Below are 18119 nucleotides of genomic sequence, written 5' to 3'. Positions count from 1 at the left end.
ATGATTAACCATACTGAGGAGGTAAGTTCGTGAAAAAAAGTAAAAAAGCACTTTCGTTGCTATGTGCACTTATGATGTTGTCTGCATCGCTTCCCTTGTCTGTTGCTGCTGCAACAAAAGAGGCTCAGGTAAATCAACCAACCCAACATGCCATTGCGCAAGCTAAGCCAGCAGCAGCTAAAAAAGCAGCTGTTCCGTTAACGAAAGCAAATGTGGAGAAGTTTACGAAGGAGTTTTTTGCAAACCCAGATATTAAGAAAATGGTAGCGGGAGCAGTAGTTACAGTTGTAAAAGGTAATGAAGTGCTGCTTGAGGAAGGCTATGGCTACGCAGATAAAGAGAAGAAGAAACCAGTAGATTCGGAAGAAACCTTATTTTATATCGGTTCTGTATCAAAAGTATTTACGGCCACAGCTGTACTGCAGCTAGTAGAACAGGGGAAAATTGATCTGAATGCGGACATAACGAAATATTTGGGCGACGTTAAAATAAAAAATGACACGGGCAGTCCAGTTACGGTAAAAGATTTGCTTACACATACGAGTGGAGTGGAGCATGCAGATACGGGATTTACCATTGATGCAGAGCTGGATTCGAAACCGTACTATTCGATGAAAGACGAATTACTGAAAAATACGTTCCGAATCGTTAATCAGCCTGGTAAAGTATACAGCTATGATAATTTTGCATCTCAGCTGCAGGGATACATCGTGGAGCAAGTAACAGGGCAAAAGTTCGAAGATTATGCAGAAAAACATATTTTTGATGTGCTGGATATGGAAAATACGAGCTATGTGCTAGAGGAGGATGACGTGGATCAGTTGGCCAGTTCTTACGATTGGAAAGGGACAAAGCTAAAGCCAGCTGTGTTTAAACCGACGGTACTACCAGAAGGATCAATGACATCTACAGGTGAGGATATGGCTAATTATATGTTAGCCGTATTGAATGGCGGATCTTTTGAAGGGGAGCGCTTTTTAAATAAAGATTCCTTGTCAAAGATGCTTACACCACAAGTAAGTATTCACCCGAATGTACCGAATATGACTTATGGATTTGAATTTTATACCCATCATTTATATAACGGGCATAATTTTGTCGTAAAGGGTGGAAATATACCTGGGTTTGCTTCTCAAGTTACATTCCTGCCTGATAAGAAAGTAGGCGTATTTATAAGTGATAACCATGGAAGCAACATTCGCGATATTTACATGTCTGCCTTTATGGATCACTTCTATCCAGATGAGAGACCTGCTCCAACATACTTGCAGCCAACCCAACAGCAGCTTACGAAATTCGAAGGACGCTACAAAAATTTGCGGATGGGATTCGATGTCACAGAAATTAAAGCGAATAGTGATGGGTCTTTAACCGTAAAAGATGGAATTGGCAGCACGGTATATCGTCAAGTAGATCCGCTCCTCTTTGTAAGTGAAGACGGTCTGCCGTTAGCCTTTAAAGAAGTAGATGGTAGGGTGAAATATATCTATACATTATTGGGCTTTGTAACTTGGTCAGAAAAGCTTGAAGCATCAGTCTCTTATACAGATGTGGCCGCAGACCATCCTTATCGCAAATATATAGATGGCCTAAGTCCGTTGGTTGCAATTGGTGAGGAAGGATCAAATGTGCTGCAGCCGACGAAAGAAATGACACGTGCAGAGTTTGTCCATGTGCTTCTTGAGTTGTTTGATTTAGGATATCGTCACTACGATAAGCCAGCCTTTAACGATGTGGAGGGACATAAGTATGTGGATGCTATTAATGAGGCGGTTCGTATCAAGGTCATTGATGCAAAGACGGTCAAGGATGGGAAGTTTGAGCCAGATCGAATCATAGAGCGTCAAGAGGCTGCAGCGTGGATGTACAATTTCTTGAAAGAGATGCCTGCTATGCCGAAACCGCCAGTGAAGCTTGCAGGAACGACGGATGAGTGGGCAAAAGAAGGGGTACAGTATTTGGCAACGCACGGTTACTATGGCCCTGAAGTCATAAAAAATCAAGATGGTTCTATCGACTTCTTGTCCAAGAAAGGGTTGAAGCGTCAAGAAGCCGCGGCTATCCTTTACAAACTCGTATACCCTAATCACTCAGAGGGAAAGTAAGTTAAATCATTATATTTTTAACATAAAGATGAAAAAAATGTGGGCTGTGTGATGACATGAACTAATCATGTTTTCATGCAGCTTTTTTCATGCACAATTGTAAGATTATTGTAAGGATATTGAAAGAAGGAAGAAAGAGATATTTTTAGAATACATATAAATCAAAAGTAAGAACTTTTAATAGAGGTAGAGCCGTTCGTCCCGTAGTGATGCTATTAGGCTTCTACTCAAGCACACTGGCTACGCGGAATGGACGGTTTTTTATTTTTAGAATCAATCTAAGCGAAAGTGGGGGAGATAATGATTAAGGCTGTCCTATTTGATTTGGATGGAACTTTGCTGGACCGAGATACAGCTTTACGTTTATTTATTGAAGATCAGTATGAGCGATATGCGAATAAGTTGACCTTAGTTTCCAAGTCCTCATATGTTTCACGGTTTATTGTGCTCGATCAACGAGGGTATGTATGGAAGGATAAAGTGTATCAGCAGTTACTAGAGGAATTTAATTTGGACACCCTTTATTGGGGAGATATGTTGGAAGACTACATGATGAACTTTCCAAAGTTCGCAAGGGCTTTTCCCAATACCGTCGAGATCCTTCAATGGTTAAAGGAGAACCAGATTAAGATCGGAATGATAACGAACGGATTTACGCGTTTTCAAACAAGTAATCTAGAATCGCTTAAAATAGCGGATTACTTCGACGAAATATTGATTTCGGAGCAGGAGGGAGTTAGAAAGCCGGAGAAAGAAATTTTTAATAGAGCCTTAGAACGGCTGGGAGTCAAAGCATATGAAGCGCTGTTTGTAGGTGACCATCCCATTTACGATGTACAAGCATCCATAGATGCTGGAATGAAGGGGATTTGGAAGAAAGCTGACGCTTACGAACAACAAGAAGTTACAGCGGATGCAGTTATAGATAATTTGAATCAATTGCAAAAAATAATAGAAAAGGGAGCGGTACAGGATTAGCCCCGCACCGCCATTAAAGTATTATGCATTCAATTTTGTTTGACGTGAGTTACATCTTTCATGTATGTTCTCAAGTTTTCAACGATTTCCTTTGAACGGGTATGGTGTAAATAATGGCTCCCGTCATATGTCATCACTTTTCCATGTACAGAATCTTTAGCCTGCTCTTCATGCAAGGATACCCAATCTTTCCTATCCGTATTGTTTCCTTGTACAAATAAAAGAAGAGGAAGATCTTTAGGGAACTTTAAATGTTGAGCTGCTTGGAAATTAGCATAAATATGTTCCATTTCATTCAGTGTGGTGGGTTCATACATATTTTTGAGAGCAAGCATTTCCATTTGTTCTTTTGTTGCATCATCAAATGGCAGTCCATCATATGGACTAGCCCCCGTCTTCACTAACAATCTGCCGAAACCTGATTTTTTGAGTAGCTTAAACGTTTCGATTGGAAATTCAACATCCATACCGCTTTGGTTTGGAACGCTGCTATCGATTCCGATAAATGCAATCACTTCGTTCTTATATTTGTCCACATAATCTAGTCCGTAAATACCAGCAATGGAGTGACCCATAAGAATATAGCGGTCAATATTAAGATACTGTAAGGCCTCATGAACTTCACTGACAATATTGTCTGTGCTTCGTTCCTTATCCGTCCCGTCACTTAGTCCATAACCAAAAGGCTCAATCACGACGACTTTATAATAGGGTGATAGCTCTTCGATTAGCGGCTTAAAATCAAGTGCTGGCGCTGCGGTTCCGTAGCCTGGTAGCAGCACGACTGTTTCTTTGCCTTCTCCTTGAATGGTAACGTTCATATTTTTCCCGTCTACAGGCACTAGCTGTCCATATGACTCTATTTTTTCTTGCTCTGATTTGCTGCTAATAATGTTAACGGTAAAAACGATGGCTATAAAAAGTGCTATTGCTAAAACGATGGCTCCTACTATTTTAAGTAGAATCATTAGTGTTTTCTTTGTTTTCGTATTCGTTCTCTTTTTTACTATCTCTGCTTGTCCCATTCGTATCTTCTCCTATCGGTATCTCTTATTGGACTTCCTTAACGGGCCGTTAAGGCAAGCATATAAGACCAAGATGAACTCACTTTGACGTCAATATGAACGGAGTATGAACAAGCAAAAAATGCCACGGCGTCACATGTAAGAGAGCGTGCAGATGATGTCGTAGCATACGCGTCGTGCTAATTCGATATCGTTTTAGCAGTACTTTCCCATGAACTGTAAACTCCAACGGATCAAATGGTTTGGTTAAATAACCTAGATTTTTTTATCTGAAATGCGTTTTGTTTATACTTTCTGTCTATTAATTTGCACTTTTAGCTTTATTATGAGTAAGTTGATGCGGATTTTGGCATATAATGCTTGTCAACATTTGTATCGTCTCCTATAATTGCAAATGAGATTCAATATCAATTAAGTGAAATCGGGCAGAGTAGGGAGAGAAGCGAACGTGTTCAAACTAGGTAAAAAATCACTTCTTGTACTTGCATCAATGGTGTTATTATTGTCGATTATTACGGGTTGCGGAACTAATGGACAAGCAGGAACGACAACCGACTCAAGCAAGCCGGCTGCAGAGAATCAAGCTCAAGGAACAACCAATACGCAAACGAGTGAGGCAGAATCGGTTCGAGTTATCGAGCACCCGATGGGCAAAACAGATGTAAAAGGAACGCCTAAAAGAGTAGTTACCTTGTATCAGGGGGCTACTGACGTTGTAGTTGCACTTGGCGTGAAGCCTGTTGGTGTTGTTGAAGCTTGGGGAGAGAAGAAAGTTTTTGATTACTTAGCTGCAGATCTAGAAGGCGTTCCATTACTTGGTTTGGAAACACAACCTAACCTTGAAGAGATTCATAAGCTTAAGCCTGATTTGATTATTGCATCGAAGTTCCGCCATGAAGAAATCTACAATCAATTGTCTGCTATAGCACCAACAGTTTCGACAGAAGTGCTGTATGACTGGAAAGCAACTTTAAAAGTTGCGAGTCAAGCATTGAATATAGAGGAGCAAGGAAATAAGCTGCTGGCTGATTGGGATAGCCGAGTAGCTGACTTTAAGCAAAAGATGGGTGACCGTTTGCCAATCGAAGCTTCGATTATTAACTTCAGAGCTGATCATGTACGTATCTACTACATGGGTTATGCAGGCACTATTTTAAAAGAGTTAGGGTTCACAAGACCTCCAGGTCATGACGCAGATACTTGGGGCGTTGAAGTAACATCTAAAGAGAGTATTCCGGATATGAATGCAGATGTAATCTTTAACTTCAACTATGCAGGCAAAGATGCAGAAGCGAACAAAAAGACGGCGGACGATTGGATGAACCATCCACTTTGGAAAAATATCGATGCGGTGAAGAACAATCAAGTTCATCAAGTAAACGATATCATCTGGAATATAGCAGGTGGGTACAAGTCCGCTCATATGCTCTTAGACGGGCTGTATGATACGTTTAAACTACAAAAATAGTCACACGTTTATCTAACATATGAAAGAGTGAGAGTATGTTTCACCTTTATGCAAGTGTGAAAATGAAAGTAGCAGGCTTTTGCCTGCTACTCCTTCTATTAACAGGAGCTTTTGTGTCCAGTCTAATATTTGGACGGACACCCCTTACTTTTTCGACTGCGATGCAGGCTTTCCTCCATTATGATGCAGCTCTAATTGAACATGTCGTTGTTCTAACCGAGCGGCTGCCTCGCGCTGTTATTGCTACTGTGGTAGGAGCCAGCTTAGCTGTTGCAGGTGCGCTTATGCAAGCCTTAACACGCAATCCGCTTGCTTCGCCTAGTACATTTGGTATTAATGCAGGTGCTATCTTTTTTATTGTAATTGCTATCGTTGTTTTTTCAGTTTCATCATTAGTTCAATTAACATGGGTTGCCTTCGTGGGGGCGGCAATTTCTGCTGTTACTGTATATAGTTTAGGTTCTATGGGCAAAGATGGATTGACTCCCGTCAAGATTGTGTTAGCAGGAACAGCCATTACGGCTTTGTTTGTTTCGTTCACGCAGGCGATTCTTGTACTCGACGAAACAGGACTGCAAGATGTGATGTTCTGGTTGGCAGGCTCTATCAGCGGCCGGACATTGGACATGCTGATTCCCGTGCTTCCTTACATGGGAGTAGCAGGAGTAATGTCCTTATTTATGGGCAGAGCGATTAATCTGCTTATTACCGGTGATGACATTGCGAAAGGGATGGGACAAAATACACTTCTCGTAAAATGTATGATGGGTGCTATCATTGTGCTGCTTGCAGGCAGCTCCGTAGCAGTAGTAGGTGCCGTAGGTTTTATAGGTCTAGTCGTACCGCATCTATCCCGCGCATTTGTAGGGAACGACTATCGTTTGCTAATCCCGTTCTCAGCTTTAGCAGGTGCAGTATTGTTATTGTCTGCTGATGTCGTAGCAAGATTGCTCATTATGCCGACAGAAATTCCAATTGGCGTCATGACAGCTTTAATCGGCGGTCCCTTTTTCGTGTATATTGCCCGTAAGGGGGTAACAAAAATTTGAGACAGCATATTACTTTCCGTAATAAAAGTGACTCGATTTCTGTACACATGGAAAGAAGGTCATTGATCGTCATTTGTGTCCTTTTCTTCCTTTCCCTATCGGCGGTGATAGCAGGGACGAGCTTGGGGAATACAGTGATTCCACCACTGGAAGTCATTCAATCCATTTTGAAAATTGGTTCTGGTGAACATGATTTCGTTATTCACACGTTAAGGCTCCCGCGAGTTCTTGTTGCTCTATTGGTTGGGGCTGCACTAGGTGTATCTGGAGCTATCTTACAAGGGATTATTCGAAATCCGCTTGCTTCACCCGACATTATTGGTATAACTGGCGGAGCATCTGTTGCGGCGGTTGCTTTTGTCACTTTCTTGGCAGGTACAGTAAGTATTTCTTTCATGCCACTTGCCGCAATCGTAGGGGCTATGATCGTGTCTATCACGATCTACTTGCTAGCTTGGAAAAATGGTGTGACGCCTATACGGCTTGTACTTGTTGGCATTGGCATATCCGCGATTATGGGAGCCGGTACAACGTTCATGCTTGTTATGAGTCCTTATTTCACAGCAGGCAAAGCGTATATATGGCTGACTGGCAGTGTATATGGATCTACATGGGAAGACGTATATCTTATCTTACCGGTAACGGCAGTAATCATTCCGTGCGTCGTTATATTAGCACGCAATCTTAATTTGCAAGAGTTTGGCGATGAAGTGGCTACCGGATTGGGGGCTGCTGTTCAGCGACAGCGCTTAACATTACTTGCTTTTAGTGTATTGTTAGCTGGCGTTGCTGTGTCTATTGGGGGAGCTATCGGTTTTGTAGGATTAATCGCACCGCATATAGCTAGAAAGCTTGTTGGTCGTCCTTTTGGCAGTTTAACCATTGTATCAGCCTTAGTTGGTTCGTTGCTGGTGTTCGTTGCTGATTGGCTTGGCAGAACGGCTTTTTATCCACTAGATATTCCTGCTGGTATATTTACTGCGGGCGTAGGTGCACCATTCTTTCTTTATTTGCTGTTTAAGAACAGAAATCAATTATAAGAACGCAAAATGAATAAAGGAGAACGACATATGGCAGTACAGTTTACACCGGATGAGTTGGAAATGTTAACAACAAAATATCGATTCACAATGGAGGAGTCTTCGGATGAAATCTATTCGATTCGAGCGCTAGATTTTCTAGACAAAGACACTAATATTGCGTACTTCAATAAAGTTGCGAGTATATACGAATCCACCTCTGAAGTGGTTACCGCTTCCTTGTTTGCAAAACGATACGCTTGCTTAAGCATTGCCTCTGGGTTGTATGCGATGTCGATGTACAACAAAAGTATGGATTACTCTCTAGAAAATTGTCATATGGAATCTATATTTCATGGAGAAGCATGGCTTCCATGCGTGCGCCTAACGAATAGCGAAGTTTCGCAACCTGGAGCGGGGGAACGAAATGAATGGCGTGATCGAGTCATTCAAAATATATTTGCAGATAATATTGCTAGAGTATGGGATTCTTTTTCCAAGTCCGTTAAAGTTTCAAAATCAGTTCTCTGGGAAAATACGGCGATTTATGTATATTGGCTGTATGAAAATCAATTTGGAGAAGGGGCGAGCGCCTGTCAGCAGGCTCAACTTCTGGAAGACTATCAGTACTTAGTTGATGAAGCGCCAGCACATCTCTTTGGTGAAACGAAAAATCCTTTGAAGAAGTTTAATAGCCCTAAGAAGGTAACAACTGCATCAGAAACACCGCTTCGAATTCGCAAAACTTGCTGTTACTATTATCAAGTTGCGGATGACAATGAATATTGTCCGACATGCCCCAAAATTAAACATGAATTTGTTTCTGTATAAGTAATAGTGCGAATCATCAGTGTTTAATCTGTAAGTAAAGCAACCTCGTATTCTCATATGTCATGTTTGTTCCTTCCATTCAATTTATTTCTTATTATTCGTCTTAATTTATAAAGAGAATAGATAAATAAGTGCTTTGTTTATTTAGAAAACAAAGTGCTTATTATCTATATTATGGATAAAATAGATAGTTATTATCGAAAATTAGAGGTTGACAATAGTTAATAGTATCTATTATATTTTCACTAAATTGATATTGATTATCATTATCATATCAATTCAACATTTCATATATCTCTGCCTACGTAACTGAAAGTGGAAAGGATTAATCGTACAGCATCTAGATCCACAGGAGAGGAGGACTACGAGAGCAGAAAATGTGGGATTCTGCCGAGCGTCGATACTTAGTCTAGGGAGGATTTGTAGTGACTCAGCAAATCGTGCAAAACTTACAAAATAAATTAATCGTGAGCAAAGCAAAAGAAATGCAAATAGATTGCAAGCTGTTACTACCAGGTTGTGAAGACTTTTTAGAGCTAACATACCGAGGCAAGACCATTATTATTAACAAAACGAGATCGCACAAGCTTCCATTGATGTCAGGATTTTTGGCTAAAAATAAAGAGGCGTCCAATCTGTTGTTGGAAAGAGCAGGCCTGCCTGTACCCGCTTATATCGTAGTTCCACACATGTGCGAAGAAGCCGAACATTTTCTTCATACGTATCGGAATGTAACCGTTAAGCCGTTAGACGCCAGCTGTAGTATTGGCGTTACATTAGGAATTAAGTCGGTTGAGCAGTTAGAAGATGCGATTCAGCTTGCGAAGCAGCATAGCGATAAAATTATGATTCAAAAATATGTTGAAGGCAATGACTACCGTGTATTGGTTATAGCAGGGAAAGTAGTCGCTGTTATCGGATATGAGCTTGCAAGCCTTGAAGGAGATGGCCAATCTACGATAGAACAGCTAATCAATCAACTCAATGAGGCTCGAATCATTCGGAACGAGGTGTGTGAAATCGAATCATTCCCTGCAATTAACATTCAGTCGAATGCATTGCATGCGAATTTACGAGCACAAGGTAAAACGATTCAATATGTTGTAGAACAGGGTGAGCGTGTAGAACTGTTCTCGATTGATAATATACCGGCTGGCGAAATTAGTGAGATCAACATGAATCGAACGAATGATATTTGTGCGGCCAATGCGAAGATTGCAGTTGAAGCCGCACGAGCATTGAATATCGATGTTGCTGGTATTGATATAAGATGCCAAGATATAACCGCCCCGATCACTGATGAAAATGGGGGCATCCTCGAAGTAAACGCACTGCCTGATATGTCTACTCATCTCCTTCCTTTTCAAGGATCTTCAATTGATGTGTACACAGCCTACTTGGAATATTTGTTTGAAGATTAATAAACGTACTCACATACATGTATAAAGGGGAATTCAATTATGATTACAACTAATGTAGAGAACGAATACTATAAGCTTCAATCTGAAAAGGAATCCAATGCAAGATCGTATCCACGCAAATTTCCACTCATTATTAAGAAAGCCAAAGGCACGATCATTACAGATACAGAAGGCAAAGAATACTATGATTGCCTTGCAGGTGCAGGTACATTAGCACTCGGGCATAATCACGAAGTCGTTACGGAAGCGATAAAGGATGTATTGGAACAGCAGCTGCCACTTCATACACTAGACTTGGCTACTCCATTAAAAATAGAGTTCATGCAAGAAATTTTCTCTATTTTGCCGGAAGAGTTGAGAGATTCTTCAAAAATTCAATTCTGTGGCCCGACAGGTGCAGATGGAGTAGAAGCGGCTATTAAACTTGTCAAAAATGCGACAAAAGGAAAATCGATCTTGGCTTTCGATGGCGGCTATCATGGTTCTACACAAGCAACGATGGCGATGAGCGGCAACTTAAGCAAGAAGCAGCATTTGCAAAGTTTGCTGCCAGATGTTCATTTCCTTCCATTTCCATATGAATATCGATGCCCATTCGGTGTAGGTGGAGAGCAGACAGCTAAAATTAGCGCGCATTATATCGAACATTTGCTAGATGATTGCGAAAGCGGTATTGCTGCTCCTTGTGGTGTCATCGTCGAAACGGTTCAAGGTGAAGGCGGCTCGGTTCCCGCTAATATTCAATGGTTGAAAGAGCTGCGTCGCATCACAGCGGAACGAGGAATTCCTTTAATTATTGATGAGGTACAGTCGGGAATCGGAAGAACGGGTAAAATGTTCTCATTTGAACATGCTGGCATTGTTCCAGATGTTATCGTTTGTTCAAAAGCAATTGGCGGCAGCTTGCCGATGTCTGTTGTAATCTATAAAGAGGAATTGGACAAGTGGAATCCAGGCGCTCATACAGGAACATTCCGCGGCAACCAAATGGGCATGGCAACAGGACTTGCTACTTTGAAATATATAAAAGAAAATGATGTGCTTGAAAATGTAAAAGAACGCAGCAAACAATTTTTTGAATTCCTCAATGGCTTGAAAAATAAATACGAAGTCATCGGAGATGTTCGTGGCAGAGGCTTGATGATCGGGGTCGAAATTGTGAATCCAAACGGCCGGAAAGATCAGCTAGGTCACTATCCACAATTCGGTGAATTAACGGCACGTATTCAAGAAAGATGCTTTAACAATGGCCTCATTATCGAAGTAGGGGGACGTCGTTCTGCCGTACTTCGTTTTTTACCACCGCTTACTATTACCGCACTTGAAGCAGCTAAAGTATTAGCTATTTTTGAAAAATCAGTCAAAGAAGCAGTTGAGCTAATGGCTAATCCATGTTAATTCCAAGCTACTTGAAAAAGCATTCTGTTTTATTTTCTATTTTTACAGGTGCGTTTTCATTAGTTCTTACGAATAGTGCATTTAACATCTTACTTCCTAATTTCGTGAGTATGTATGGTATTTCAACCTCGCTTGGTGGATGGATAATCGCGCTTTATATGTTGGCAATGACCATTACAATGCCTCTTACCTCGCTTGTCGTTGATCGTCTAGGCAGAAAGCGTACGTATATGTTAGGAATTGGCCTATATGGTTCTTTCTCGATCATAGGTGGTTTGTTCTATTCCTATGTGGAAATTGTGATGTTGGTCCGCTTCATCCATGGGATATCAGCAGGGTTAATGATTCCATTGTCATTGGTCTTGTTATTTGATTGTTATGGTAAAGAATCGCGTGGCAGAGTGACTGGAATATGGGGCATGCTGCTGATGATCGCACCTGCAATTGGCCCGACATTAGGCGGCATCATTATGGAAGTAGGAGAACTGCGCCATTTATTCTGGATCAATGTTCCATTTGCACTTTTTTCCATCGTCATGTGCGCTGTCCAAATCAAACCATATCAACCAGCTCGTCGAAAGTCCATTCATAGGGAAGGCATTATGCTGCTCGTTATGAGCATTGCATTGCTCAGTTTAGGTATTCAACTCCTATCAAACCCCACTGTTCCTATGTGGATCGTGTATATATTGTTTGGATTAGGTGTTATGACATTGATTCGCTTTATCCAAAAGGAAAATACGAGAGAAGAACCGATTATTCGTTATAAGCTTTTGCGTCGCAATCCGATTTTTAGAACCGTCGTTATCATTTCAGTCATACAGGATAGCGTCATGTTTGGTGCGATCTTCGTGCTTCCACTGTTATTTCAAGAAGTATTTAGCTTATCTGCGTCAGTTATCGGAGCCATGTTTATCCCGACTGCGATTTGTACGAGTTTATTCGTTTGGGTTGGCGGAAAATGGATGGATTCAGGGAAATCATTGAATTTTATCGTTGTTGGCGTTGGATTCATTGTCATTTCTATTATGGCGTTCGTTTTTTTACCACCGAGCATTTCTATTATCGTCATCGTTTTCTTCATGGCATTGCGGGGGATTGGAATGGGGCTGTCTGATATGACGGTTACGACCATCGGACTCAACTCATTACCAGAAGAAGATATGCACGAAGGCTCTGCATTATCGAGCACGATTGAACGCTTACTTTCATCCTTTACAGTCATGTTATTAGCTGTATACTACGATGTTCGGTGGCAGTCGTTAGTTCAATCTGGTGAATCTATTGAATATGCCAAGTGGCTTGCCCTCAAAGAAGAGTGTTTCGTACTGGGTAGTCTCATGTTAATCACCTTGCCACTTATTTTATTCATAAATAGGAAGAAGGTAGACATAGTTGTTGGAAGTGAAAACAAGTCAACTGTCTAATCGTCAAGAACTAGCTAATTTCCATACATGCAAGACATTGTTGAATTGCTATATTCGAGAGTTCTGTCAAGAGAACCGCAATTTATTGTCCGTTGATTCGGAAGGCAGGAACTTTACACTTTATTTCCCAACTAGTGGAGTGACTTTGTCAGGCATGTTCTCTTTTTATTCAGCCATTGGGGAGCATGATTATAAGAGCATGTATATACAAGAGGAGCGGGAAATCCATTGCGCTGAACTCGTCCAATGGATTGTGAAAGAGCTGCAGCAGCAGGATTCACTCGTAACCGACAAGACGGTACAAAGTTTTACAAACAGAGTTGATAATAGCTATCGTAACTTAGCCTTATATCTGAAACAATCCGCACACGCTCCAATTAGTAATTATTTATCATCAGAACAATCTTTATTGTATGGGCATCCCTTTCACCCGTTTCCTAAAAACACAAGGGGCTTTACGGAAGATGAAGTAAGCATGTATTGTCCTGAGCTTCAACCTTCATTCCCGTTATGCTATTTGGCTGTTAAGAAAACCGTATTTCAAGAAGAGTGGGTTTCCCAAGGTAGACAAACAAAATTACACGAAAGTGTTGAAGAGCATGCTCTATCGGTACTTGCATCTAAACGTGATGAGTATGAAATTTTGCCGATTCATCCTTGGCAATATAAGCATGTGCAGACCGTGAAAGCAGTAAGAGACTATATCGCGCAAGAAAACATCATTCTCTTAGGGAGTCTTGGGCCTATCGCATATCCGACTTCTTCGGTACGGACGGTATATGTTCCCGATATGAAATGCAACATCAAATTGTCCTTGGATATCCAAATTACCAATATGATGAGAAACAACAATAAAGAACAAATGCGCAGAACGTTGGACGCATCCAACTATTTGCTGCAGCACAATTGCTTTGATTCTCATCCACATACCGAAATCTCTTATGAAGAAGGCGTTTGTACGTGTCAATTTGAGGATGATGAAGTTACAAAGCTATTTACGATTGCCTATCGTCCGATCGAGTTTGACGTAACGTCAACGTTTGTTATGTCCAGCTTGATTGAATCACCTGCGTTGGGAGAGCCAGCACGATTATTTTCACTCATCGATGGCACTCAGCTTGAGCAATGGTTTAGACGTTATTTAGAAATATCTCTTCTGTCTATCGTTCGCGTAGCGGAGGAAAAGGGTATTCATTTTGAAGCCCATTCACAAAATTGCTTGTTAACGATTAAGAATGGCATGCCGCATACCTTCATTATTCGAGATTTGGAAGGTGTGAGCGTGAATCAAGAGAAAGTGGCGGATACCATCGATAAAACAGGCCTGCTGTTTTATGAAAAAGAAAAGGCATGGGCGCGTACTTCCTATTATTTTATCGTGAATCACTTAGGTTCATTGATTCATGCACTTGCAAAGAGCGCACAAGCAACAGAGGAATATTTCTGGACCATTGTGCGTGATGTTCTTACGGATGAAGTAAAACATCATCATAATGAGTACATTCTGCATCTGTTAGAGGCGGAAGGATTCTATGCGAAACGAAATATGATGAGCTGTCTTGCTGGAGTTAGTGAGACACCTTCTTATGTTCTTGTTACTAACATCATGAACAAAATGGGGAGTGGAACAAGTGAGTCAAGCAAGTCAAGCAAGTCAGTGGAATAAGTCTGAGGCTGTATGTTTTGATGAAGTAAAAGAAAGAATTATGCGCCAGACGATGGAAGCGATGCTATTTGAAGGCATCATTAACGTGGAGAAAAATAACCGAGTATGGACCTTTACGGGCAAGAGCGCGGAAGGCAAGCTTGTGCACTATTCATGCGAAGCGGATGAAAAATGGTCTTTTGGTAGGGTGAAAATAGATAAGCACTCGATAAAAAGAGAAGGCGAACCGTGTACAAATATTTATGTATTTTTGGAAGAAGTGATTCAAAATAATTTGGACGGTGTGCTTAAAAATCAATTTATCGATGAATTGTTGGAGACGTTAGCCAAGGATAATCAGTCCAAGGTGTATCAAGCGGACGAAATTCCAGCAGCGGACATGCATTATGAAACATTGGAAAGTCATATGGCTGATGGACATCCCTATCATCCGAGCTACAAATCTAGAATCGGCTTCTCTCTAGAGGATAATTATTTGTATGGTCCAGAGTTTAATCAAGACATTGCTTTGCAGTGGATTGCGGTAAGTGATCAACTTGCAGATGTCGCTGTATCTAAAGATAGCTCCCTAGAAGAAATGTACAGGCTTCATCTCACAGATGAAGATAGAAATAGATTTAATCAAATCGTGAAAGAGAAAGGTTCAAGCGATAAGCGTTATGTTTTCATACCCGTGCATCCGTGGCAAATGGAGCATCGCACACCATCCCTATTTGTACAGCAATTGATGGATAAAGATATGTTGCTATTAGGGACATCGAACAGCATGTATCGGGCGCAGCAATCGATTCGTTCCATGTCTCATCGTGACCGTTCAGATGCACCTTATATTAAGCTGGCTATGAGTCTAATAAACACATCTACGAGTCGTATTTTGGCCCATCATACAACACAAAATGCGCCGCTGATCAGCGACTGGTTGCATCATATTATTCAACATGATGAACTGCTGCAAAGAGAAGGATTTCACTTCTTAAGAGAAGTAGTCGGTGTTTCTGTTCGCTACGATAAGCTAAATGCAATCCAATATCGCTCGGCCTATGGGACACTCGGCGCCGTATATCGCGAAAATGTTTCCACGTATTTGGAAGAAGGCGAAGAGGCATGGCCGTTAAATGCGATCACGCTTATCCAAAAAAGCGGTAAGTCTTTCATTCAAGACGCAATTGAGCAGCATGGGATCGAGAAGTGGAGCGAGGCGCTAGTTAAAGTAGTATCGCTTCCGATTATTCATCTGTTATACGCGCATGGTATTGCACTAGAATCACATTCGCAAAATATTATATTAGTCGTGAAAAATAATTTGCCGGTAAAAATCATGATTAAAGATTTGCATGATAGTGTTCGTTATATGACGAAGCATCTTCTACACCCAGAGTGGGCGCCGCAGCTGCATCCGGAGCCGGAAACCCATCGTAAATTTAACAGATACTCGTTCCTTCAAGCCGAAACGGTAGCTGAAGTGAGAGATTACACGTTTGATGCGTTCTACTTTATTTGTATGACGGAAATTTGTTTCACGTTGGAGAAGTTCGGTTTGCAAGAAGAAGACTTCTGGCGTGCTTGTACAGAGACGATTGTAACGTATCAAGCAGCTCATCCTGAATATAATGAGCGATTTGAGTTGTTCAATCTATTTTCCGAAGATGGTCTTATCGAAGAGATGACGAAGCGCCGTATTTATGGTGATGGTGAGCTGTTCTTCCGTAAAGTGAACAACCCTCTCTTACAAGCCAAAGGAATTTTAGCATGAGAAAAAACAAGCTGAAAGAAAAAATAAATCGAAATGAATCCGTATATGGATTATTTGTCTCGATTCCGCATCCGATTGTGATAGAGCTGATCGGCTATGCGGAGTACGACTTTGTCATTATTGATTATGAGCATGCGTCAACGAATATGGAAACGATCGAGGATATGATTCGAGCGGCTGAATTACTGGATATTACGCCGCTCGTGCGCATATCCAAAGTGGATCGAAATGAAATATTAAAAGTACTCGATAGCGGTGCACAGGGAATTGTTATTCCGCACGTGGAGAGTAAAGAGCAGATCGAGCATGCTATTTCTTACGCCTATTATCACCCGATTGGTATGAGAAGTTTGAACAGTGGGCGGCCTGGTGCTTTTGCAAAATATTCGTTAACCGAATATATCAAGGAAGCGAATGAGGAAGTCATGATCATTCCGATGATAGAAAGCGCTGTGGGCGTTGCTGAGAGTGAAGCTATCTTATCGATACCGCAAGTTAGCTTTGTACTAGAGGGAGCAGCGGATTTATCTCAATCTCTCGGCGTGCCTTGGGAGACGGATCATCCTGAAGTGCAGCGAAGTTTGGAGCAATTATATGAAACATCCCAGCGTTGTAACGTACCCTATGCTCTCGTTTCTAGAAGTATGGAACAACATGCGAAGTGGGCTGAGCGCGGGGTTAACATTTTTGTACTAGGAGATGACCGCAATACAGCGTTTCGAGCCTATAGAGCAAAGCGTGAAGACTATCGACAGGTGACAGGTGGGAGCCAATGAATCAGGTTGTTGAAAAATGGATCACAGAATGGCATGTTTACAATGATGAGCCTGTCTGTGCGTATATTTATGATTTGCAGGGCATCCAAAATCATGTGAAAAAGATGCTGGAAACGATGCCGAGTCAAACGAATTTATTTTATGCAATTAAAGCGAATCCCGATCCGAAAATTATTGAAGCATTAGTGCCTTATGTGAAAGGCTTTGAAGTAGCATCGATCGGTGAGATGCTGAAAGTAAGAGGGGTTTCCGCGGATGTTCCTATTTTATTCGGTGGACCTGGGAAGAAAGACTATGAGCTTGAGATGGCGATCAAGCAGAACGTGACGTATTTGCATGTTGAAAGTTTGTTAGAGCTGCGCAAAATCATCCTGTTAGCGAAGAAATGGGATCGTCCAACGCAGATTTTATTACGTATTAATGTAAGAACGAACTCGTTGCCGAAAACGAAAATTTCGATGGGTGGGCGCCCAACTCAGTTTGGATTGGATGAGCAGCTGCTTGAAGAAGCCATCTCTATATTGAGAGACGTTGAGAATACGCATGTTCAACTTAGCGGGTTCCATTTCCATTCTCTATCGAACAATTTGCATGCTGAGCTGCATGTGGACATGGTTCAGTTTTATGTGCAGACCGTAAAAGAATGGGAGCGGTTGTATAGTTTACATGTTGAAGTTATCAATGCGGGTGGCGGATTTGGTGTTACTTATGATGGTACGCCTAGCTTCGATTGGCAGTTGTTTACATCGTTATTGGCTCAGAACGAAGCGTTGCAGGCTTTGGGTAAAACACAGCTGTTCTTCGAGCCAGGCAGATTTATCGTTGCCGATTATGGCTACTATGCTGCAGAAGTGGTAGATATGAAACAGTCGCAGGATCAATGGTTCGCGGTATTAAGAGGCGGAACGCATCATAACCGCTTGCCTGCGTCTTGGGGACATAATCATCCGTTCCGTATCGTTCCGATTGATAGATGGGTGTATCCATTTGCGCGACCGGAATTAATCAATGGACAAGCTACCGTTGTGGGGGAGCTGTGTACGCCGAAAGATCAACTATATGCGAACGCCGAACTGGAGTGTTTACGTGTGGGGGATGTGCTCTTGTTCGAGAAGTCAGGCGCTTATTGTTGGACGATTTCCCATCATGATTTTTTAGGACATCCACATCCGAAATTTTATTATATAACGGAAGGAAATTAGG

The 18119-nt window shown here is 41.5% G+C and carries 14 protein-coding genes and 1 pseudogene; 13 read left to right on the top strand and 2 right to left on the bottom strand.

Translation table 11 applies throughout. The annotated features are described in order from the left end of the window. Window positions 1-29: 29 nt before the first annotated feature. The gene (locus FPZ44_RS12260) at window positions 30-2105 is read left to right on the top strand and encodes a serine hydrolase domain-containing protein (RefSeq protein WP_144990560.1); all 2076 of its coding nucleotides are present in this window, start codon (window positions 30-32) and stop codon (window positions 2103-2105) included. A gap of 300 nt (window positions 2106-2405) precedes the next feature. Continuing rightward, window positions 2406-3083, top strand: coding sequence for an HAD family hydrolase (locus tag FPZ44_RS12255; RefSeq protein ID WP_144990558.1), 678 nt, complete (start codon window positions 2406-2408; stop codon window positions 3081-3083). A 29-nt stretch (window positions 3084-3112) separates the two neighbouring features. Here the strand turns inward: FPZ44_RS12255 and FPZ44_RS12250 are convergent, their stop codons facing one another. Further along, window positions 3113-4108: an alpha/beta hydrolase gene (locus FPZ44_RS12250; protein ID WP_144990557.1), complete on the bottom strand. Its 996-nt coding sequence runs from the start codon at window positions 4106-4108 to the stop codon at window positions 3113-3115. 160 nt (window positions 4109-4268) lie between these two features. Then, a pseudogene (locus tag FPZ44_RS27050) lies at window positions 4269-4361 on the bottom strand (DNA-binding response regulator); the annotation flags it as partial. Window positions 4362-4556: 195 nt separating this feature from the next. On the opposite strand from FPZ44_RS27050, the gene FPZ44_RS12245 reads away from it, so the two are divergent. The 11 genes from FPZ44_RS12245 to FPZ44_RS12195 all read left to right on the top strand — a co-directional run bounded on the left by FPZ44_RS12245 (window position 4557) and on the right by FPZ44_RS12195 (window position 18118). Then, entirely contained in the window at window positions 4557-5576 is a 1020-nt protein-coding gene (locus FPZ44_RS12245) for an ABC transporter substrate-binding protein (protein WP_272482988.1), read from the top strand. A 35-nt stretch (window positions 5577-5611) separates the two neighbouring features. Then, window positions 5612-6625, top strand: coding sequence for a FecCD family ABC transporter permease (locus tag FPZ44_RS12240; RefSeq protein WP_144990555.1), 1014 nt, complete (start codon window positions 5612-5614; stop codon window positions 6623-6625). Continuing rightward, entirely contained in the window at window positions 6622-7665 is a 1044-nt protein-coding gene (locus tag FPZ44_RS12235; protein ID WP_261378303.1) for a FecCD family ABC transporter permease, read from the top strand. The genes FPZ44_RS12240 and FPZ44_RS12235 overlap by 4 nt, the downstream gene beginning before the upstream one ends. Window positions 7666-7695: 30 nt before the next feature. After that, window positions 7696-8475 (top strand): IucA/IucC family C-terminal-domain containing protein, encoded by a 780-nt coding sequence (locus tag FPZ44_RS12230; protein ID WP_261378302.1) that lies wholly within the window; start codon window positions 7696-7698, stop codon window positions 8473-8475. A 425-nt stretch (window positions 8476-8900) separates the two neighbouring features. Beyond that, entirely contained in the window at window positions 8901-9896 is a 996-nt protein-coding gene (locus FPZ44_RS12225) for an ATP-grasp domain-containing protein (RefSeq protein ID WP_144990553.1), read from the top strand. Window positions 9897-9935: 39 nt separating this feature from the next. Next, window positions 9936-11294 (top strand): diaminobutyrate--2-oxoglutarate transaminase, encoded by a 1359-nt coding sequence (locus FPZ44_RS12220; RefSeq protein ID WP_144990551.1) that lies wholly within the window; start codon window positions 9936-9938, stop codon window positions 11292-11294. Continuing rightward, window positions 11288-12721 (top strand): MFS transporter, encoded by a 1434-nt coding sequence (locus FPZ44_RS12215; RefSeq protein WP_144990549.1) that lies wholly within the window; start codon window positions 11288-11290, stop codon window positions 12719-12721. Before FPZ44_RS12220 ends, FPZ44_RS12215 begins: the two co-directional genes overlap by 7 nt. Then, entirely contained in the window at window positions 12699-14387 is a 1689-nt protein-coding gene (locus FPZ44_RS12210) for an IucA/IucC family protein (protein ID WP_261378385.1), read from the top strand. Before FPZ44_RS12215 ends, FPZ44_RS12210 begins: the two co-directional genes overlap by 23 nt. Next, window positions 14353-16140 (top strand): IucA/IucC family protein, encoded by a 1788-nt coding sequence (locus FPZ44_RS12205; RefSeq protein WP_261378301.1) that lies wholly within the window; start codon window positions 14353-14355, stop codon window positions 16138-16140. Before FPZ44_RS12210 ends, FPZ44_RS12205 begins: the two co-directional genes overlap by 35 nt. Next, window positions 16137-16916 carry an HpcH/HpaI aldolase family protein gene (locus FPZ44_RS12200; protein WP_144990545.1) on the top strand — a complete coding sequence of 260 codons (780 nt, stop codon included), beginning with the start codon at window positions 16137-16139 and terminating at the stop codon, window positions 16914-16916. Before FPZ44_RS12205 ends, FPZ44_RS12200 begins: the two co-directional genes overlap by 4 nt. After that, on the top strand, window positions 16913-18118 hold the full coding sequence (locus FPZ44_RS12195) for a type III PLP-dependent enzyme (RefSeq protein WP_144990543.1): 1206 nt from the start codon (window positions 16913-16915) through the stop codon (window positions 18116-18118). The genes FPZ44_RS12200 and FPZ44_RS12195 overlap by 4 nt, the downstream gene beginning before the upstream one ends. Window position 18119: the final 1 nt, after the last annotated feature.

Origin of the sequence: Paenibacillus agilis, from assembly GCF_007786455.1 — a bacterium.
GTDB classification, from domain to species: domain Bacteria; phylum Bacillota; class Bacilli; order Paenibacillales; family Paenibacillaceae; genus Paenibacillus_B; species Paenibacillus_B agilis.
This window is presented reverse-complemented; position numbering and strand designations above follow the sequence as displayed.